Source organism: Shivajiella indica (assembly GCF_042683085.1).
Taxonomy (GTDB): domain Bacteria; phylum Bacteroidota; class Bacteroidia; order Cytophagales; family Cyclobacteriaceae; genus Shivajiella; species Shivajiella indica.
The window spans coordinates 1-19,823 of record NZ_JBHUIV010000037.1; the positions used below are offsets into that span (position 1 = coordinate 1).

Annotated in this window: 17 protein-coding genes, 2 tRNA genes and 1 rRNA gene; 3 read left to right on the plus strand and 17 right to left on the minus strand. The window is 37.7% G+C overall.

What is annotated here, in order from left to right:
* Together ACFSKV_RS20340 and ACFSKV_RS20345 are read right to left on the minus strand one after the other, a co-directional pair.
* A 16S ribosomal RNA gene (locus ACFSKV_RS20340) occupies window positions 1-116 on the minus strand; the annotation flags it as partial.
* Window positions 117-829: 713 nt separating this feature from the next.
* A tRNA-Arg gene (locus ACFSKV_RS20345) sits at window positions 830-903 on the minus strand.
* Between the two features lie 175 nt (window positions 904-1,078).
* Here ACFSKV_RS20345 and ACFSKV_RS20350 point away from each other — a divergent pair.
* Window positions 1,079-1,822 (plus strand): porin family protein, encoded by a 744-nt coding sequence (locus ACFSKV_RS20350; RefSeq protein WP_380807078.1) that lies wholly within the window; start codon window positions 1,079-1,081, stop codon window positions 1,820-1,822.
* 46 nt (window positions 1,823-1,868) lie between these two features.
* Here ACFSKV_RS20350 and ACFSKV_RS20355 read toward each other — a convergent pair whose 3' ends face one another.
* Window positions 1,869-2,435 carry a PA-phosphatase gene (locus tag ACFSKV_RS20355; protein ID WP_380807081.1) on the minus strand — a complete coding sequence of 189 codons (567 nt, stop codon included), beginning with the start codon at window positions 2,433-2,435 and terminating at the stop codon, window positions 1,869-1,871.
* 51 nt (window positions 2,436-2,486) lie between these two features.
* The gene (rpoN, locus tag ACFSKV_RS20360; protein ID WP_380807082.1) at window positions 2,487-3,944 is read right to left on the minus strand and encodes an RNA polymerase factor sigma-54; all 1,458 of its coding nucleotides are present in this window, start codon (window positions 3,942-3,944) and stop codon (window positions 2,487-2,489) included.
* Window positions 3,945-4,117: 173 nt separating this feature from the next.
* Here rpoN and asnS point away from each other — a divergent pair, with 173 nt between their 5' ends.
* Window positions 4,118-5,569, plus strand: coding sequence for an asparagine--tRNA ligase (gene asnS, locus ACFSKV_RS20365; RefSeq protein ID WP_380807084.1), 1,452 nt, complete (start codon window positions 4,118-4,120; stop codon window positions 5,567-5,569).
* A gap of 44 nt (window positions 5,570-5,613) precedes the next feature.
* Here asnS and ACFSKV_RS20370 read toward each other — a convergent pair whose 3' ends face one another.
* The 7 genes from ACFSKV_RS20370 to ACFSKV_RS20400 all read right to left on the minus strand — a co-directional run bounded on the left by ACFSKV_RS20370 (window position 5,614) and on the right by ACFSKV_RS20400 (window position 12,082).
* Window positions 5,614-6,861, minus strand: coding sequence for an MFS transporter (locus tag ACFSKV_RS20370; RefSeq protein ID WP_380807087.1), 1,248 nt, complete (start codon window positions 6,859-6,861; stop codon window positions 5,614-5,616).
* Window positions 6,862-6,925: 64 nt separating this feature from the next.
* Complete coding sequence (locus tag ACFSKV_RS20375; protein WP_380807090.1) at window positions 6,926-8,401, minus strand: NAD(P)H-hydrate dehydratase; 1,476 nt, start codon at window positions 8,399-8,401, stop codon at window positions 6,926-6,928.
* Window positions 8,394-9,722, minus strand: a complete 1,329-nt coding sequence (locus ACFSKV_RS20380; protein ID WP_380807092.1) for an MFS transporter — start codon at window positions 9,720-9,722, stop codon at window positions 8,394-8,396. The genes ACFSKV_RS20375 and ACFSKV_RS20380 overlap by 8 nt, the downstream gene beginning before the upstream one ends.
* Before the next feature lie 65 nt (window positions 9,723-9,787).
* The gene (locus ACFSKV_RS20385) at window positions 9,788-10,249 is read right to left on the minus strand and encodes an ExbD/TolR family protein (protein ID WP_380807094.1); all 462 of its coding nucleotides are present in this window, start codon (window positions 10,247-10,249) and stop codon (window positions 9,788-9,790) included.
* 1 nt (window position 10,250) lies between these two features.
* Window positions 10,251-10,892 carry an ExbD/TolR family protein gene (locus tag ACFSKV_RS20390; protein ID WP_380807096.1) on the minus strand — a complete coding sequence of 214 codons (642 nt, stop codon included), beginning with the start codon at window positions 10,890-10,892 and terminating at the stop codon, window positions 10,251-10,253.
* Window positions 10,892-11,221: a hypothetical protein gene (locus tag ACFSKV_RS20395; RefSeq protein WP_380807098.1), complete on the minus strand. Its 330-nt coding sequence runs from the start codon at window positions 11,219-11,221 to the stop codon at window positions 10,892-10,894. Before ACFSKV_RS20395 ends, ACFSKV_RS20390 begins: the two co-directional genes overlap by 1 nt.
* 54 nt (window positions 11,222-11,275) lie before the next feature.
* A complete protein-coding gene (locus ACFSKV_RS20400; protein WP_380807099.1) occupies window positions 11,276-12,082 on the minus strand; it encodes a MotA/TolQ/ExbB proton channel family protein in 807 nt (268 codons plus the stop codon).
* 1,104 nt (window positions 12,083-13,186) lie between these two features.
* On the opposite strand from ACFSKV_RS20400, the gene ACFSKV_RS20405 reads away from it, so the two are divergent.
* A complete protein-coding gene (locus ACFSKV_RS20405) occupies window positions 13,187-14,377 on the plus strand; it encodes an ATP-binding protein (protein ID WP_380807101.1) in 1,191 nt (396 codons plus the stop codon).
* A 318-nt stretch (window positions 14,378-14,695) separates the two neighbouring features.
* Here ACFSKV_RS20405 and ACFSKV_RS20410 read toward each other — a convergent pair.
* The 6 genes from ACFSKV_RS20410 to ACFSKV_RS20435 form a co-directional block, all read right to left on the minus strand.
* Window positions 14,696-14,783 (minus strand) — tRNA-Ser (locus tag ACFSKV_RS20410).
* Window positions 14,784-14,890: 107 nt separating this feature from the next.
* Window positions 14,891-15,970, minus strand: a complete 1,080-nt coding sequence (locus ACFSKV_RS20415) for an asparaginase (protein ID WP_380807103.1) — start codon at window positions 15,968-15,970, stop codon at window positions 14,891-14,893.
* Entirely contained in the window at window positions 15,967-16,743 is a 777-nt protein-coding gene (locus ACFSKV_RS20420; RefSeq protein WP_380807105.1) for a TatD family hydrolase, read from the minus strand. Before ACFSKV_RS20420 ends, ACFSKV_RS20415 begins: the two co-directional genes overlap by 4 nt.
* Window positions 16,744-16,873: 130 nt before the next feature.
* Window positions 16,874-17,974, minus strand: coding sequence for a glycosyltransferase (locus ACFSKV_RS20425; protein WP_380807108.1), 1,101 nt, complete (start codon window positions 17,972-17,974; stop codon window positions 16,874-16,876).
* A 2-nt stretch (window positions 17,975-17,976) separates the two neighbouring features.
* Window positions 17,977-18,606: a polysaccharide deacetylase family protein gene (locus ACFSKV_RS20430; RefSeq protein WP_380807109.1), complete on the minus strand. Its 630-nt coding sequence runs from the start codon at window positions 18,604-18,606 to the stop codon at window positions 17,977-17,979.
* A 1-nt stretch (window position 18,607) separates the two neighbouring features.
* On the minus strand, window positions 18,608-19,819 hold the full coding sequence (locus tag ACFSKV_RS20435) for a SpoIIE family protein phosphatase (RefSeq protein WP_380807110.1): 1,212 nt from the start codon (window positions 19,817-19,819) through the stop codon (window positions 18,608-18,610).
* Between the last annotated feature and the right edge of the window lie 4 nt (window positions 19,820-19,823).

The window sequence follows — 19,823 nt, forward strand, 5'->3', positions numbered from 1 at the left end:
CGTTACGCACCCGTGCGCCACTCTCAAGATCCCCGAAAGAATCTCTACCGTCCGACTTGCATGTATTAGGCCTGCCGCTAGCGTTCATCCTGAGCCAGGATCAAACTCTCCATTGTAAAGTTTTTTACGGATGCATCTCTGCATCCATTGATTCCGTGACCCCAGGTTTTTTCAATCAGACCGTTCTCAGGTCTTTCTTAATTGTGTCGTTTCGTATCCAGTACTTCAATGAACTTTTTCCGCCTCTAAAGGCAGAAATGTCAACCCATATGGCCGATCTTTTTTCCCGATCATTCCGAACAGGACTGCAAAGGTAATTACTTTTTTGCCTTTGACAATAACTTATTTTCAAAACACCTGATTTTTTTCTTTCTCCAGAGGCAACCTCCTGAAAACCTGAGATATTATTTTTATATCAATAAATCTAAAGGTATATACGTAATGGAGAAAATAAGGGTATAAGAATTTCAATAAAATTCTTATCAATTTATAGAATGGAAATGTAACCTCGTCAGGATTCAAACATGAAACCTTCCCGACGTACGTCGGGATGCTATATTCAGTTGAGCTTTCGTTATAGTGGCAATCAAAACTTACTTAATTTAGCTTTTGCTAACAGTAACAGAACTCTAACAAATCAGCTTCTTTTAAGAACTTTGTTATGAGTGACCTCGTCAGGATTCAAACCTGAAACCTTCCCGACGTACGTCGGGATGCTATATTCAGTTGAGCTTTCGTTATAGTGGCAATCAAAACTTACTTAATTTAGCTTTTGCTAACAGTAACAGAACTCTAATAAATCAGCTTCTTTTAAGAACTTTGTTAAGAGTGACCTCGTCAGGATTCAAACCTGAAACCTCTTGAGCCGTAATCAAGTGCTCTATTCAGTTGAGCTACGAGGCCGATTGGGAATGCAAAAGTAGTTACCTTTTTCAAATAAACAAAAAGCAATTTTTGACTTTTTACGTTCAATCCAACAATCACGGAATTTGAATTAAGAATAATTAAGAGAAAAAGGACAGCAAATAACATATGATTTTATAATTTAGCCGAAATTTTCAAATCAATGAGCGATTTCATGAAAAGAATCACCATACTATTAATAATCAATTTTATTACAACCGGTTTTTTGCTGGCGCAAGAAAAGGAAAGAGTTCCAACTCCTATAGGTGGCAGACCTGACCTGAAGGGAGATCTGTTTCTGGATTTCGGTTTTAACTCGCTAAATAATAGGCCTAATGAACTCAAAACTGATTTTTTCCCTTCAAGAACATTCAATATTTACTATCAGACTGAAATCAAACTAGGAGAAGGATCCGGCTTCACTTTGAATCCTGGATTTGGATATGGTTCAGATAAGATGGCCTTCACCAATAACCGTACAATTTTTAATAATCCTGAAATAGGTCCGGAATCCAGCCGCTTATTACCCATCACGGAAGTTTATGGAGACGATATATCTATAGGTAAAAACAACGTTTCCTTAAATTATTTGGATATCCCAATCGAATTCAGATACCATTTCAATAGGAAAAATTATAGCAAAAGTGTTCGTTTTGCACTTGGCGGAAAAGTTGGTTACCTCATGACAGCCCATACAAAAATAGAATATACAGACCCCAATGGCTTAACCAGAAGAATTAAAGATAGACAATCTTATGGACTCAGCCCTTTAAGATATGGTGTTTATACCAGAGTCGGATTTCCTGGCTTCAATATCTGGGGTTATTATGGTTTGAACGATGTCTGGCAAAAAGGCAAAGGCCCTTTTTCCACACAAGCCGGCCAAATTAATTTCGGCGTTTCATTCGCCCTATTTTAACAAAATTTATCCTACATCATCCTAAAGCCGAATTTCTCGGCTTTTTTTATGCCATGAAAAAAAATGAACCAAAGCAAATGGCAAATCCAATGGCAAAACCTAAATAAACTTCAAAAGGTCTATGGGCATTTAAATTAAGCCTTGCTGATCCAATTAGCCCTACCAGTACTATTGAACCCAATAAAATCTCCAATTGAAAATAGGTAGGGTATTTTATAGAAACTGCAGCCACAATTGCCATAAATCCTGAAATCCCAATCATGTGGGCACTGATTTTCCAGAAAAATGTCAGACTGGTCAATAGAATTACACAGACAGTAATCGAAGCCATTGCTAAAATAAAAACGGGGTCTATTTGAAATTTCAAATAAAAAAAATAAGTAACGACCATATAAAATAAACTGATCATAGAAAATGGAAAAACCCGCTCTTCTTTTGTTTCCATATGAAAAGAAGCAATGTTCCCGGTCAGTTTCATCATCAAAATACTTAACAAAGGAATCACATAAGTAGTCAAAAAAACCATTAACAGTAAAAACCATTTATGAAAATAGGCATCATTGACCAATTGGGGAGCCCAAAACATCAAAAATCCAAATACTAGCGTAGGCATTAAAACCGGCTGGAACAGGTAAGAAATAAATAAAGCCAATTTCCGATCCACTTAGAGTTCCTTTCTTAACCTGGCTACAGGAATATTCAATTGCTCTCTATATTTAGCCACAGTCCTCCTTGCAATATTGTATCCCTTGTCATTCAGTAATTTTACAAGTTTATCATCAGATAAAGGCTTCCTTTTATTTTCTCCTTCAACCATAGTCTGTAACACACTTTTAACCTCTTTGTTGCTCACATCCTCACCCGAATCGGTAGCAATGCCCTCAGAGAAGAAATATTTCAATGGAAAAATCCCGAACTCAGTTTGAATGGATTTGCTATTGGCTACCCTTGAAACAGTCGAAATATCCATTTCAATCTTCTCTGCGATATCCTTCAAAATCATTGGTTTCAGCTTGGTTTCATCTCCATCAATAAAAAACTCATATTGATAATCCAAAATTGCCTGCATGGTTCTGAGCAGGGTGTGCTGCCTTTGTTTAATCGCATCAATAAACCATTTTGCAGCATCCAGCTTTTGTTTAACGAAAGTGACGGTCTCCTTGAGCTTTTTATCCTTCTTGTCACTTTTCTCATAGGCGTCAAACATTTCCGAATAGGAACGGCTTACACGAAGCTCAGGGGCATTTTTTGAATTAAGCGTCACTTCAAGTTTTCCATCTGCATTGATAAGGATAAAATCTGGAATTATATATTGGGTTTTGATCAAACCATCAGAAATTCCCCCAGGTTTTGGATTGAGTCTTGTAATTATATTGACTGATTCTTTAAGAACTTCCTCATCAATATCTAATTTCTTTTGAATTTTGGCATAATGCTTCTTTGTGAATTCATCAAAGCATTCGTTAATGATTCGGATGGCCGTCTGTACAGATGGATCATCAGGATGTTCTTTTCTTTCTAATTGGATCAATAGACATTCCTGCAAGTTTCTGGCTGCTATTCCAGCAGGATCAAAGCCTTGGATTTTCCTTAGGATTTCTTCAATCTCATCTATATCTGTTTCAATGTTTTGGCCAAATGCAAGATCATTGATAATCGCTTCCAGATCTCTCCTGATATACCCATCGCTTTCAATGCTTCCTATCAATTGTCTTCCGATCAATTTCTGCCTTTCGCCGAGTTTCAAAAATCCCAATTGCGAAATCAATTGCTCATGCAAGGAAATCCCACTGGATATGGGTATTTCTCTTTCTTCCTCGTCGGGAGAATAATTCCCATCACCCTGCATTTTATACCCTCCATAATCATCATTCAAATAATCATCCAGGTTTACATCTTTGTCATCATACCCCAAATCCTCATCATAATTATCCTCAAAATCCTCTTCTTCGGATTCCTTTTTTTCCTCTTCTTTTCCTTCTTCGAGTGCAGGATTGATTTCCAACTCTTCTTCAACCCTTTGGTCCAATTCTGCGGTCGGAACCTGCAGCAGCTTGATAAACTGAATCTGCTGAGGAGAAAGCTTCTGTGATAAGACCTGACTTAAATTTAATTTTTGCATAAGGCTAAAGATTTGAATGGAAGCTAGCAACAAATATAAGTTACTTCTTCATGTCCAAATTTAGGAAATTAGAACAATTTTTTGATAAAAAGCTTATTATATCGTTTTTTTGCATTCCCTTTGAAAAGCCAATTCAATGAGGCTCATTATTATTTATAAATTCAATCAATCATATGGCCTTTAACAAACGAGTAAAAATTAAAGAACTTCTTGAAAAAGACTTCATAGATCAGGATGTTACAGTCATGGGCTGGGTACGGACAAAGCGCAGTAATAAAAATGTATCATTTATTGCACTTAACGATGGCTCCTCCATTACCAATTATCAAATAGTTGCTGATCCGAATTCCATCAGTGAAGAATCTTTAAAAAGAGCAACTACCGGTGCTTGCTTGAAGGTAAAAGGCCGGGTAGTAACGTCTCAAGGGGCAGGTCAACAATCCGAATTAGTGGCAGAATTGGTGGAAATTCTCGGAGATGCTGATCCTGAAAAATACCCTTTACAACCCAAAAAGCACTCCTTGGAGTTTTTAAGGGAAATTGCCCATTTAAGAATAAGAACCAATACTTTTGGAGCAGTCTTCAGGGTGAGACATGCCTTGGCTTTTGCAGTTCATAAATATTTCAATGAAAAAGGATTCTTTTACATCCATACACCTATCATTACTGCTTCTGATGCAGAAGGTGCGGGTGAGACTTTTAAGGTAACTACTTTGGATTTAAAAAATCTCCCATTGAATGAAGAAGGTAAAATTGATTTTGGATCTGATTTCTTTGAGAGGGAAACTAACCTGACTGTTTCCGGTCAGTTAGAAGGCGAACTGGCTGCGATGGGATTGGCAGAAATTTATACATTTGGCCCGACTTTCAGAGCTGAAAATTCCAACACTACAAGGCATTTGGCAGAGTTTTGGATGATAGAACCTGAGATGGCATTTTACGATGCTGAGGACAATCAAAATCTAGCGGAAGATTTTCTGAAATATATCATTTCGTATGCGCTGGAAAATTGCAAAGATGATCTGGAATTTCTGGATAAAAGGGCCGCTGAAGAGGAAAATACCAAGAAAGCAGACCAAAGAAGTGAACTGGGACTATTGGAAAGATTACGTTTTGTTGTTGATAACGATTTTCAAAGGCTGACTTATACAGAAGCTATTGATATCCTCAAAAACTCCAATCATAACAAGAAGAAAAAATTCCAATACCTCATTGAAGAGTGGGGAGTTGACTTACAATCCGAACATGAGCGTTATTTGGTCGAAAAGCATTTCAAAAAACCAGTAATCCTTATGGATTACCCTAAGGGAATTAAAGCTTTCTACATGAGACAAAATGAGGATGGCAAAACAGTAGCTGCCATGGATATCCTTTTCCCTGGAATCGGTGAGATCGTCGGTGGTTCTCAGAGAGAGGAAAGACTGGAAATACTCACAAACAGAATGCAGGAAATGGCAATCCCAACCGAGGAAATGTGGTGGTATCTGGATACCCGACGTTTTGGTACCACCCCACATTCCGGTTTCGGATTAGGCTTTGAAAGGATGGTTCAGTTCGTAACCGGAATGGGAAATATCAGGGATGTGATCGCGTTCCCAAGAACACCAGGCCATGCGGAATTCTAAAAAGGTTTAAACAAAAAAATCCACTGAAAATTCAGTGGATTTTTTTATGGAACACTTTCGGCTTCAACTCCACTTTTTTCATTGAGGACCACCAAGGGTTCATCCGTGTCTATTACTTTTATCCTTTTGGCCAAAGGAATACAAAGAACACTTAAAACAATGGCAATATAGCCTACTATATTGTAGTTTAAGAGTTTTCCGTCTATGCCTTCTGCCAGAATCAATCCTGCTACAAAAGAAGCCAAACCGGCAGAAAGTTGTTGAACTGCAGAATTAAAACTCAAAAAACTCCCTCTATTTTCAGGTTTTGCAGTACCCGTAATCAAAGCCATCGCAGGAACCATCCTTCCATTAGAGGTCACAAAAAACATGGTGGATACCAATAGAACATAAGGAATAGGTGTTTGACCCAAATGGGTAACAATAGCTATGGGAATAAGATTGAGTGCCATAAATACCGTAAATACTTTGATTTTTCCGTGGTTATCGGTCAGTTTCCCAACCCAGGGTGATGTAAATATGGTAAAAAATCCTCCTGCGATATATATATAGGTAAGTTCCAAATCTGTAAATCCTACATTGGCAACCATATAGGGACTTAAAAATGGAATAATGGTAAACTGTCCCAACATCATCATAATCATCAAAGTAATCGCCCTCATTTGGTTATTGTTACCTGTAACTCTTTTAATAACCTGAACAGGACTTGGCTTCAATTTCCCTGTGACAAGATGGGCTGTGATCGATGGAATATATTTATAGATCATCCATAAAATCACCAATGATAAGCCTGCAAGGAAAAAGAAAGGAGCATGCCAATTCGTGATACTGGCAATGAATAGGCCAAAAGGAACCCCAAATACAGAGGCTACTGAGAAAGCAGCCATAACCAATCCCATGGCCCTTCCTCTTCTGGAATCGGGAATAACGTCACCAATAATGGATAAAATCAATGCTGAAGTCAACCCGCCAAATAATCCGGCTACTATCCTTGAGATCAATAAGATCGGGTAATTTGGAGAAAGGGCACATGCCAACGTACCAAATAAAAACCCTGTGAATACCCATAAAATAATCCTTCTTCTATCATATTTATCAAGTACAAAAGCCCCTAAAAAACTGCTGATACCTGCACTGAAGGTATAGGAAGAAACCAAGAGCCCGAATTCCCTTGGAGATATTTCAAAAATCCTCATCAGTTGAGGCCCAAGAGGCATCAAAATCATAAAATCAACTATGTGGGTAAAATTAATTGCCGCAAGCGTCCAAAGTAGCAGTTTCTCCCTATTCATCTATTTGATTTAATGAAACCTTAACCCCAAGTGAGGACTTAAAGTTCTTATTTAGTTTATATTTTCAATCAATACCCAATTCCAGGTAAGTTTTGGGAATACACTTAATGATATCAGAAGCTATAGTACCTCTTTTATTTTCAAACGAGGCCAATTCCCCTGCTAAACCATGATGGAAAACTCCGCAAATGGTTGCATTTAAGGGTGTATATCCCTGACCTAAAAAAGAAGTAATCATCCCCGTCAATACATCCCCTGAACCCGCAGTAGCCATATATTGATTCCCGGAAGAATTGAAAAATTGTTTGCCATCTGGACATGAGATGGAAGTATAAGCTCCTTTTAACACCAAGAAAAGGCCATACTCAACTGCAAAGTCCTTGGCTTTTTGAAGCCTTTCCACATGATTGGAAACATTTCCTGTCAGTCGTTCAAACTCTTTGATATGGGGGGTAAGAATGCTGCCTTGCGGAATATTTTGAATTAAATCAGGATGGGAAGCCAAAAGGTTGATACCATCAGCATCTATTACTATAGGTTTCTTATAGTTTTTCAAAAGACTTTCATAAAATTTCAAATCCACATTAAGCCCCCAACCCGGTCCAATCCCTATGGCATCGAATTTGGCCAAATTTTCTAACTCTTCTTTAAATGCAACCATTACTTCAGGAGCAGCCGTTTGCAAAATTATCCTTTCAGATTCATCAATAAATCCATGGACTAACCCACTTCCGGTTCTTAATGCTGCGGTTGAAGCCAATACCATAGCCCCGACTTTTCCTTTACTCCCTCCTATCAGTAAGACTTTTCCAAAATCACCCTTATGACTGAATTTATGAAAAGTCTTATGCAAAGGCCGCATATCTCTTTGTTGGATAAAATATTTTCCGCTCGCGAATTTCTCCAAAAAATTATCCTGAATTCCGATATCTGCCACAAAGATCTCACCGGTATATTCTCCATGTTCAGGAAAAAGTAAGGAAAGTTTGGGGAATTGAAAGGTTACCGTATAATCAGCCCTAAAAGCACTCCCCTGAAGAAGACCGTCTGCGGGAATGCCGGATGGAATATCAATGGCTATCTTCTGGCAATCGAATGTATTTAATCTATCTATGGCCTCTTTGAATTTCCCCTCTAAAGGCCTATTGATCCCAACCCCAAAAATCCCATCAATAATTACAGCATGCACATCAATTCTGAAATCAAAATCCTCAATTTTAAAAACTTTTACAGTAGATGGAAGCTTTTTATAATTAATCTGAAAATCTTTAGAGCAATGGTCAATGGCATCAAATACAATCAAATTGACTTCGAGGTGAAATGCAGCCAATATCCTGGCAATCGCAACGCCATCTCCACCATTATTCCCTGGACCTGAGAAAATAAAAACAGGTTTATCTTCAAAGTTTTTCCTTCCTTTAAACCAAGAACAAAATGAGATAGCAGCCCTTTCCATTAAATCCCAAGAAGTTATCCCCTGATCTAGGATGTAACTGGAATCCAACTCCGATACCTTATTACCAGGAATTATACTAAGCATTTTTTATATCAATTACAGGTGGAAGATCTTGTTTAGGAATTTTCACAAGCAACAGAAAACCCAGGCCTATCAAAAAGAACAAACCGAGCGTCAGTGAACTATTTCTCATACTTCCGGTAAGTTGCTCTATTATCCCATAAGAAAAAGTACCGATGACTATGGCAATTTTTTCGGTCACATCATAAAAGCTAAAATAAGAGGCATGGTCAGAAGTTGTTTCTGGAATCAATTTGGAATAGGTAGACCTGGACAGGGATTGAATCCCTCCCATCACCGATCCCACTACAAATGCCAGAATAAAGAAATGTAATTCATTGGCAACGTAATATGCAGCCCCACATACAAGCATCCATATAAAAACCAAAATGATCAAAGCCATTTTATTTCCATATAATTTGGATAAAAAGGCAAAAAGAAAAGATCCACCAATAGCTACAATTTGGATAATTAAAACTGTCAATATCAATAGATTTCCAGGCATCCCCAATTCCTTTTCACCAAATGATGCAGCCAAATACAAAACAGTCTGTACTCCCATGCTATAAAAAAAGAATGCTCCCAAAAACCTGTTCATCACTTTGGTCTCCCGAACTTTTTGATAAATTTTCCTGATTTCATGATAGCCCTTAAGTATCAAAGAATTCTTATTTTTTTTTCCGTAAGGGTTATCAGGCAAATATTTAAAGGTGATTTGGGAAAATCCGGCCCACCAAACACCCGTAATTAAAAATGACCAACGGGCAGCATGACCTCCATCTTTCAAACCAAAAAAATCGGGAAATTCAATCATGAGAAGGTTTACCAACAACAAAATAACACTGCCTATGTAACCCAAAGCAAATCCACGGGCACTTAAAAAGTCATACTCTTCCTCAGTCGCTATTTCTGGTAGAAAAGCATTGTAAAAAACAATACTGCCTGCATAGCCAATACTTGCCAAAACAGCACAAATAATACCCCACTCCAGATTATTGCCGTCAAAAAAGAAAAGGCCTAAGCATGCGAAAGAACCCAAATAAGCAAAAATCTTCATGAAAAATAATTTCTTTCCCCCATAATCTGCCATACCGGAAAGAAGCGGAGAAATAAAAGCAATCAACAAGAATGAAAAAGATATGGAGTAGGAATATAGGACTGTATTGACAATTTCAATTCCAAAAAAAGAAACTACATCCCCTAATTCCTCTGTAGTGGTTACACTGTTAAAATAAACCGGAAATATAGTGGAGGTGATCACCAGGCTATAAACCGAATTAGCCCAATCATACATGGCCCAGGCCGATTGGACCTTCTTTTTTTCAGATAGTTTTTTAAGAATCATAATATCTTAAAAATAAAAAAGCTATTCCTAACGGAATAGCTTTATCAATATAATTATTTATTGGATTAATTCTGAACTTTTCCAACCGCTGCATAAAGAAGCTTTCTTGCATCCGCTTCTCTAAGTTCAAACTGAACATCAGAGATCGGGCCCATCTTTACATCACGGTCAGTTTTCATGGAAATAGTAATCTGATCCCTTTCGGCTTCTGACAATTTATCTTTTTCTTGGTTTACCCAAAGTACAATGTCTTTGGTACCGATCAGAACGTCATTAGCCTGAATTCTTGGTTCTGTACCATACATGGCGACATTTTTAGGCTTTCCAATGTACAGATAAGATATCAATGTCTTTTTTTCCAATTTCTGCAACTGAGTAGCCTGTGGGATTTTTTGCTCCACAAGAATTTCATTTTCCCTCAATACAGTAGTCACCATGAAGAAGAAAAGAAGCATGAATATAATATCCGGCAATGCAGAGGTTGGGATATTTTCCGAGGTTTTGGTCTTTTTCTTAAACTTTGCCATATTAATTTCCTCCTATTTTATCTGGTTCTGCAATGGAAATTGCCATTGGGATGCCTTCCTTACCACGGTCAATAAGTTCTTTTTCAGCCGGGGTTTTTCCGGTCAAAGCTCTATATTGATCTGAAGTCAAACCAACCCTTTCAGCATAGATTTCGAAATAAGCTCTCTTCACCTGGTCGAGGATCTCAAGGTATCTTTCATAACTGGTACCCCTGTTTGTCTTGATAGACACAACAGCCCCACCAGTCATTGGATGATCAGATGAATTTGGATCTCTTTTTGCTCTTTCCCTTAATGAAGCAGGAAGCCCATTATACAAGGAAACAGCATCTTCATCAGGTGAACCGAAATTAAGAATGAAATCCTTGATATCTTCGGATAGTTGATCTGTATTATCCAAATACTCCCCTTCTATAAGAAGCTGATCATTGGCATTTACCAGAATATTGAAGATGTTTCTTTCATTCAACTTAATTTCAGGCGGCGGCTGATTAGGATCTTGCTTTGGAGGCAAAATATTCAAAATACCTTTATCAGAAGCAATCGTTGTAGTTACCAGGAAGAATATAAGCAAAAGGAAAGCAATATCCGCCATGGATCCTGCATTTACTTCTTGTGACAATCTATTCTTGCTCTTCGCCATTACTTTATTGCTTTGTTAATTTCTGTAAACACAATTCCTACAATCGCAATGAGAAACAGAGCATATGTTGTAAGAAGTGAACCTCCCACGAACTTGGAAAGTCCTGGAGTCAAGTTAAACGGTTCGGCAGCAAACTTTGGCAAAACTTCGCTATCAGCCATGGAATAGGCAATAAAGAAGACTACCGCAAGAGCTGCTACTCCCATACCGGTTTTGACCAAACTGGAAGGGTTACCCAGGGATTTGATTAATGGCATCACAATCGCAAGAATAGCACCAATAATGATCAAACCTTCTGCAATGAATATAAAGATATCTATAGAATCCATATCTGTTGATTTTCGATTTAAAGATTGATTTTGCTGAAGGATAAATGACTAAAATTACTTAGTCAATTTATGCTTCACAAGGATATCTACCAAAGAGATGGAAGCATCCTCCATGTCATTTACCAATGAATCGATTTTTGCAACGCAATAGTTGTAGAACAACTGAAGGATAATCGCAACGATCAAACCAGCAACAGTTGTCAAAAGGGCGATTTTGATACCACCGGCCACAAGAGATGGAGAGATATCACCGGCTGCTTCGATTGCATCGAACGCGCCGATCATACCGATTACCGTACCCATGAAACCCAACATTGGAGCAAGGGAAATGAAAAGAGAGATCCAAACCAATCCTTTTTCCAAACGGCCCATTTCCACAGATCCGTAAGCAATGATGGATTTTTCTACCATTTCGATACCTTCAGAGTATCTCATCAAACCTTGAGTGAAGATAGAGGCAACTGGACCTTTAGTGTTTTTGGTCACATCTTTCGCCGCTTCGATACCACCTTGTTCAAGTGCTTCCTCAACTTTAGCTAAAAGTTTTTTGGTGTTTGTTGTGGCAAGGTTCAAAGTGATGATTCTTTCCAAAGCCACAGCAAGACCCAAGATCAAACAGATCAATACCGGAGACATGAAAGTAGGATCACCTTCAATGAACTTTTCTTTGATGACTTGGTGGAATCCTTTTTCCTCTTCAATGATTTCATCATCGACAACGGCAGGAGCAGCAGGTGCTGCTTGTTCCACGATTTCAGTTGTTTCTTCTGCAGCAGTATCTTGTTCTGCATCTTGAGCTTTCGTAATTACCGGAAACATCAAGATTCCGGAAAGCATGAACAAAGCGATTAACTTTTTCATAATGTAGATTTTAAATAGACTTTAAATTAAAGGTTAAACGGTTTCTAACGTAATAATGAGATTTTAAAGTTATCATTTTTTCAATTCAAAATGCAAAGGAAATAATCATAATTTTTAAAGAAAATTTATTTCCCATACTATTTGTTGAATTTTATGCAAGCTAAAATATGGATTATGAACCTATTAGATAATTTATACCAATGGACTAACAAATGGCTTAAGTGGAAGGAAAATGCAGAATTGAAGAGAATATAGACCTAAGGAAAAATCACCTAATTTCACATAGTAAAATGCGCTATTTACGAAATGAAACAATATCCGTATAACATAAAACTTTATTTTACCTCCTTGATTTTTCACCTAAAAGACTAACAATTTAATCAGAAATTCTCTTTTTCCTTTTTTAATTAATTCTTCAAATTGGCTTGATCTTTTCCCTAATTGAGCCCAATTTAATTGAAAACTGGCCGTGGTACTCTATCCAATATAATCCACAATGTTTTTTTATTTTAACATTTATCTAAAAAATTAAATGCGGAAATTAAATCAAAAAAAAAGCCTTTTTAATGATTCTCCTGCTCAGTTTGCTTCTTTTTTCACTCAGGAAACCGGCTTAACTTCCAAAGAACTTGAATCGTTAAAATCCATAATTGAAGTGAAGTTAAAATCCAAAAAACCATGATGACCTATTTGGGTTTCCGAAGAAGCAGGATTTAATCCAATGGATTCAATGAAAGTTTTGGTTGCATTTTCCAGAGGCCCCGAGAATAATGATGGAATTGAAGAATTCATTCCCTATCTTAAATATCTAATGGAAAACCGGACTATGTAAGCATAAGATAATTCACCCTTTCATCCAACTCAATTTTAAACTCACTTTTCATCCAAATGAGGTGTTTCTGCTAGGTTATTGAATTGGTATTCTTTAGGAAAGGAAGGAGTAGATACAAGAGTTTAGCTGTAGGAATTATTCCTTTCGCCTCCTTCAAAACCCTTCCCAATGGGGATTTGAAAATTTTAGTTATAACAATTCATTTAATCCATTCAAAACGTTTTTTCTAAACAACATTTTTTGGTTATTTTTGTTGGATACAAAATACACTATTGGAAAAACTTCTTCAAAAATATTATCAAAAGTTAGATCGCATCCAACAGAACAAGGTTAGGTCTTTGTTGGAGGACATAGATTGGTCCAACCGCTTTATCGGTATCAAAGGAGCAAGAGGAGCAGGAAAAACCACTTTACTTTTTCAGTATATAAAGGTCAAACAATTGAACCCTAACCAAACCTTGTATGTCAGCTTGGATGATTTGTATTTTACTGAAAACAACTTATACAGCCTGACTGAGCAGTTTGTAAATGAAGGAGGCAAGCAGCTTTTGGTGGATGAAGTACATCGTTATCCTAATTGGTCATCAGAACTAAAAAACATTTATGATGACTTTCCGGATTTACAGGTTGTATTTACAGGATCCTCCCTGATTCATATTGAAAAAGCACGTGGAGATTTAAGTCGAAGAGCAGTTATCTATGAGCTTCATGGTATGTCTTATAGGGAGTATTTAAGTTTCAGCGGATTCCTCAATTTCGACAAGGTAACTCTGGAAGATATTATAAATAATCATGTAGAAATATCCAGGTCAATCATTAAAAAGATTAAGCCTTTGGCCCATTTCAAGGATTATTTGACTTATGGTAATTATCCTTATTTTCTTGAGAGTAAAAATGCCTATCAGCAAAAATTGATCGAAACCATCCTAATTGCCCTGAGTACCGATCTACCTCCCAGTTATAACATAAGTTATGCAAGCATTGAAAAAATCAAACAATTGTTGTACATATTGGCAGAAAGCGTTCCTTTCAAGCCCAATATTGCCAAACTTAGCGAACGGATAGGGGTATCCCGCAATAGTTTGCTCGATTTTTTGCGCTATTTGGAGGAATTGAGGATAATAAAACGTTTGTATGCTGATACCAAAGGAATTGGCATTTTACAAAAACCCGAGAAAATTTACCTGCACCACCCCAACATCGCCTATGCATTGGCCTACCGGGATGCTGATATTGGAAGTATTCGGGAAAGTTTTTTTATCAATCAGGTTTCAGTGCATCATCCCATTGAATATTCACCTACCGGAGACTTTAGGGTAGGCAAGAATATTTTTGAAATAGGCGGTCAGTCTAAAACCAAAAAACAAATCCAAGGCGAGAAATATGCTTATATTGTATCAGACAATATCGAAATAGGTCATAAAAATAAAATCCCTCTTTGGTTATTCGGATTTCTATATTGATCAATGATTTTCATCTATTTCCAATTGCATAACAACTTAGTCGATTTCGAATCCAATGGCTTAATCGAGGGTTCTCATCCCTTCCTATTTCGTTTTCTTTAGATCCAAATAAAAAAGCCAACTTTATCGCAAAAGTTGGCTCTTCGCAGAGAGGAAGGGATTACTCGTACACACATGGCACGCCGCACCGCCCCTCGTGAATCTCCCTTTGGTTGATTTCGAACCCAATGGCTTAATCGAGGGTTCTCATCCCTTCCTATTTCGTTTTCTTTAGATCCAAATAAAAAAGCCAACTTTATCGCTAAAGTTGGCTCTTCGCAGAGAGGAAGGGATTCGAACCCTCGATACCCTTTAGGGGTATACACACTTTCCAGGCGTGCTCCTTCAACCACTCGGACACCTCTCTGTTTGGTTGATTTTCTGAATCGGAGTGCAAAGAAATGAATATTTGCCTGCCTTTGCAAACTCTATCTTAAAAAATAATTTCCCTGCCTCACTATCAATAGGATAAGATCATGACAAACCTATTAGAGACATCTCCCCTACTAAAGGCGTAATGAGCTTTCTCCTGATTTCATGCTCTTTCTTTTCATTGGCCAACAAAAACATCATTTTCGTAATGGCTGCTTCAGTGGTAATATCTCCCCCACTCAACACCCCGATCCTCAAAAGGTCACGACTGGTCTGGTATCGTCCCTGAATTACCCTACCGCCATTACATTGGGACACATTTAGAATGATAATACCTTTATCTACCGCCTTCTCAAGACTTTTCAAAAACCATGGCTCACTGGGACTGTTTCCCGAACCGAAAGTTTCTAAAACCACTCCTTTTAAGCCTGGAATATTAAAACAGGAGTCCATTACTTGTGATGTAATCCCTGGAAAAAGTTTCAGGATCATCACATGGTTGTCCAACTTATTATGAAATTTCAACTTCTTTCCTTCCTCAAAAGGACGGATAGCCGGATAATTGTAATCAATAATGATACCCGCCTCAGCCAATGCCGGATAGTTTTCTGATTCAAAGGCATCAAAATGCACACTCTGTACTTTTTTGGAGCGGTTTCCTCTGAGCAGCATGTGGTTGAAGAAAATGCAAACTTCAGGAACCACTGGATTGCCATTAGCTTTGGCAGTGGCAATTTCCAGAGCGGTCATCAGGTTTTCCCTCGCATCGGACCGCATTGCGGAGATAGGAAGCTGTGCCCCAGTAAACACTACAGGTTTACTTAGACCTTCTAACATATAACTCATCATGGAAGCGGAATAGGCCATGGTATCTGTTCCATGTAGAATGACAAAACCATCATAACTGTCATAGTTTTCATAGATGATATAAGCCATATCCACCCAATGCTGCATGTTTACATTAGAAGAATCAATGGGTTCGGGAAAGGAAATAACCGTAATGGCAATATTCATCTGGGTCAAAGTCGGAACCTTCTCCAGTATCTGGCCAAAATTGAAAGGCACCAAAGCACCTGATTCGTCATAGGCCATTCCCAAGGTACCTCCTGTATAAATAATAAGCACCGAGGAGGTTATATCGCTTTTGGCTGCTGTATTCAGTCTTACTATCTTATAGTTCATAGTTTGAAATGGTGAAAAATCCTGTTAGAATTCTCAGTGCTCACACGAGCCACTTCTTCTGGATCACGTTGGGTGATTTCTGCAATCCTTTCTGCAATTAATGGAATATATTCAGAGGAATTTCTTTTTCCTCTATGGGGAACCGGTGCCAAATATGGACCATCCGTTTCCAGAACTAGATGTTTTAAACCCAGTTCAGGGAGAATTTTGTCCAAACCTCCGTTTTTATAAGTGACAACACCTCCTATTCCCAACAAAAATCCCAAATCAATAATTTCTTTTGCCTGATCAATCGTTCCTGAAAAGCAGTGGAAAATCCCTTTAAGATCCTCTGATTTTCCTTCCTTAACAATCTGAATGGTTTCATCCATTGACTCCCGGCAATGTAGGATAATGGGCCACTTCTTTTGTTTGGCCCATTCTATTTGAATCCTTAGGGCATCTTTTTGCTCTTCAAAAAATGTTTTGTCCCAATATAAATCCAGACCTGTTTCACCAATACCGGCAAATTCCCGCTTATTAATCCAATCCTCCATCACATAGAGTTGTTTTTCAAAACCCTTTTTCACATCACAGGGATGCAGGCCCATCATGGGAATACAAATACCAGGATATCTCATCTCGGCCTCCAACATAGCATCGATCGATTCCTCATCAATGTTGGGCATATACAATTTCCCAACACCATTCTCAACTGAACGTCTAATTACCTCATCTCTGTCATCGTCATATTTTTTCGAATAAATATGAACATGGGAATCTATATACTGCACTTTATAATAGGTTTGATTTTTTAAATAATTCGCCCACCTGGAGTTTCATAGTTGTTGACAATTCCAACCTCTTCATTTCGAAATCCGAAATTCTACATTTTTCTTTCTTCATTCTCCACTCAACATCCCCTCAATACCTTCTCCCCTTCCAAACTGTCTTAGAGGGCCAAAAATAATAAACAATAGTGGACCATGATATGATCAAATAATATATTTCAAAAAGAATCAAATCTCCGATTTTCAATTTTACACCAGTTTTTGAAGCAAAAGAATAAAGAAATAATCCTTGGGTTATCACTTTTATTGACCAAATTGAAAATCCTTCCAAAGGATGTAAAAAGCATAAATGTATGATAAAGGGAAAAAAAAGAACCTGTAAAGCCAACAATACCTTCCAAAAAGCCGACAATCCCATTGCACCTGACATCCACCTTTTCCTTTGGTTCAATAGTTCAAAAAATCCAGCCTGACCTTTTGTATGAACTAGATTGATCTCAGAAACAAAGTGGATATTTTTATATCCTTTCTTTTGAATGCTCTTTGCTATTTCAAAATCCTCAGTTAGAGAAAATGGAACGCCTTCAAATCCTCCCACAGATTCATAAGCAGCTTTTGTAATCAACATGTTATTTCCCATAGAGGTAACTGAACTTCCAAAATCATCCATGACTTTAACCATCCCTAATGTCAGCCACCAATCCATGGATTGCATACGGCTGAACAGGTTTTTTCCCCTTACCGATGTAATTCCGGTAACCAAGCCGGCATCTTCCTGAATACTGGCTGCGACCATTCCTTGCACCCAATAAGGAGGAACAATGCAATCTGCATCTGTAAAAAGATAAAAGTCTCCGGAAGCTAATTTAACCATTTGGGACAAAGCATTTGCTTTTCCGTTCATTTTTGAAGGATCCCCCTCTATCACTTTCACAAATTCTGACCTCGTATTTTTTTTGACCCAATCTTCCAGAATTCTGCCTGTTTGATCCGCACTTCTGTCATCTCCCAGAATAAATTGGATCTTTTCTCTGGGATATTTGATCTTTCCCAATGCATTCAAACATTCCTGCAAGTTTTGTTCTTCATTTCTACAGGGCAAGAAAACACTGACCTTTGGTAAATTTTCGGGTAGAATTCCTGAATAATCTTTAAATCTATAAATCAAAAATATCCAAAGCAGAAAATCCTGGAAGACCAGGATCGATACAATTATTATTGCAAGGATTTCCATGTTTAAAGCAAGTGGGTTTCAAAACCTTCTTTCACCAAAAACTCCAAAAAAGAAGGCAAAACAGCTCTTAGTACTTTATGGGTCTTTTCCTGATCATGAAAAAGAATAATAGAACCATTTTGTGTGTATTGCTTGGATTTGGAAAGACATAATTCCGGGCTTTGTTGAGGATCATAATCCCCGCTTAGAACATCCCACATGATTACTTCGTGATCAGATTTAAGCTTCCCAAACTGATCCCTTGTAATTTTTCCATATGGAGGTCTAAAAAGTTTGGTCTTGATCCCTGTTACTTGTTCTATCATGTGGTGACAGGATTCCACCTCCTTCAGATAATCTTCGGTTTTGGTTTTATAGCCGTCAATATGATGAAAAGTATGATTCCCGATTTTATGTCCCCGGTCCATGACCTTCATTGCCAAAGTGGGATTTTTCCTTACATTATCCCCTACCATAAAAAATGTTGCTTTTAATCCCCTTTTCCCCAATTCATCCAACACAAAATCAGTAACATCAGGAACTGGACCATCGTCGAAAGTCAAATAGACTTTGGATTCACCCCTGTCTTTATGCCAAACCATTTGGGGGAATATCTTGGTGATCAAAGGAGGGATATGGTGTATTAATACCATCTTATTGGAACCTAAGGCTTAACAAAGTAATGTCATCCCGCTGTTCACCTCCTGCAGAAAATTCTTTTAAATCTTTAAAAAATAGATCATGAAAAAGGTTGGGGGCTATGCACAACCTTTTTTTAACAAATTGAATAAAACGGGCATCACCATATTCCTCTTCTTGGTCATTCATACTTTCAGTAAGACCATCTGTATATAGATGAATAGTATAAGCCTTCAAATGAGATCTCTTCCCAATTTCTAAAAACGGCAATTCCTCAAATGCTCCTAGAATAGTGGTCCCTGCTCCCAATAACTCACTCCTTTTCTCCCCTTCCCAACATAATACAGGTGGGTTGTGACCGGCATTGACGTATTCCAATTCCCTGGTCTTAAAGTTATAAAACCCTAAAAAGAAAGTGATAAACCTTTCTCCTTTAGTATTGTCAAATATGGTATAATTGAGCTGTTCAACCACCATTTTGAGGTCTGAAGTACTTCTCAATAAAGTCCTTAAAGCTGCTTGGAAATTAGACATCAACAAGGCCGCTGGCATTCCCTTTCCAGAAACATCCGCTATACAAAAGAAAACCTCATCCTCGGATTTAAAAATAAGATCGTAATAATCACCCCCCACAGTGGAATGGGGAAAATAAGTAACCTTGGCAGATAACTTTGAGGTATTGGGCAATTCAGCAGGAAAGAGCATCCTTTGAACATTGGAAGCAATTTCTACTTCTCTCTTTAACCTTTCTTGGTCCAATTGCCTTTTTGCAAATTTTTTATTTTCAAGCGCAACGACCAGGATATTGGCAAGGGCCTGGGTAAAATCCAAATCAAGCTCTTCCATTTCATCCTTTTTCCTTAGAAATAGAATAGCTAACATCTTATCTTTATGATAAACAGGTAGATAACTTTCCAATTCAGAAAAAGAATAACCTGGCCCAACTTCTATATTCAGCTCACCCTTGATTCTGGAATAATTGACTTTATTTGTTGAAATTGTATCCGGCACTTTACTTTTTAGCCCATGGCTTATCTTTTTCTCATACTGATCTTGGTTTATCATGTAGAGTAAAAGAGATTTAATATTTAAATGGACCAAGCAGGTAAACTTGAATATATCCAAAAGAACAGAGGCAGGCTGATTTTCATTTATAGCCTGCGTAATCTCAAGGAGGGCCTTAAGCTCGAGTTCCTTTTTTTGATATTTCACGGTTTGTGTGCCCAATTGT

Excerpts from the sequence above, each read along its gene's own strand:
- ACFSKV_RS20385 (WP_380807094.1), bottom strand. The coding sequence starts at position 10,249 with ATGGCAAAGTTTAAGAAAAAGACCAAAACCTCGGAAAATATCCCAACC.
- ACFSKV_RS20350 (WP_380807078.1), top strand. The coding sequence starts at position 1,079 with ATGAAAAGAATCACCATACTATTAATAATCAATTTTATTACAACCGGT.
- ACFSKV_RS20415 (WP_380807103.1), bottom strand. The coding sequence starts at position 15,970 with ATGAACTATAAGATAGTAAGACTGAATACAGCAGCCAAAAGCGATATA.
- ACFSKV_RS20370 (WP_380807087.1), bottom strand. The coding sequence starts at position 6,861 with ATGAATAGGGAGAAACTGCTACTTTGGACGCTTGCGGCAATTAATTTT.
- ACFSKV_RS20395 (WP_380807098.1), bottom strand. The coding sequence starts at position 11,221 with ATGGATTCTATAGATATCTTTATATTCATTGCAGAAGGTTTGATCATT.
- ACFSKV_RS20400 (WP_380807099.1), bottom strand. The coding sequence starts at position 12,082 with ATGAAAAAGTTAATCGCTTTGTTCATGCTTTCCGGAATCTTGATGTTT.
- rpoN (WP_380807082.1), bottom strand. The coding sequence starts at position 3,944 with ATGCAAAAATTAAATTTAAGTCAGGTCTTATCACAGAAGCTTTCTCCT.
- ACFSKV_RS20380 (WP_380807092.1), bottom strand. The coding sequence starts at position 9,722 with ATGATTCTTAAAAAACTATCTGAAAAAAAGAAGGTCCAATCGGCCTGG.
- asnS (WP_380807084.1), top strand. The coding sequence starts at position 4,118 with ATGGCCTTTAACAAACGAGTAAAAATTAAAGAACTTCTTGAAAAAGAC.
- ACFSKV_RS20425 (WP_380807108.1), bottom strand. The coding sequence starts at position 17,974 with ATGGAAATCCTTGCAATAATAATTGTATCGATCCTGGTCTTCCAGGAT.
- ACFSKV_RS20430 (WP_380807109.1), bottom strand. The coding sequence starts at position 18,606 with ATGGTATTAATACACCATATCCCTCCTTTGATCACCAAGATATTCCCC.
- ACFSKV_RS20375 (WP_380807090.1), bottom strand. The coding sequence starts at position 8,401 with ATGCTTAGTATAATTCCTGGTAATAAGGTATCGGAGTTGGATTCCAGT.
- ACFSKV_RS20355 (WP_380807081.1), bottom strand. The coding sequence starts at position 2,435 with ATGCCTACGCTAGTATTTGGATTTTTGATGTTTTGGGCTCCCCAATTG.
- ACFSKV_RS20390 (WP_380807096.1), bottom strand. The coding sequence starts at position 10,892 with ATGGCGAAGAGCAAGAATAGATTGTCACAAGAAGTAAATGCAGGATCC.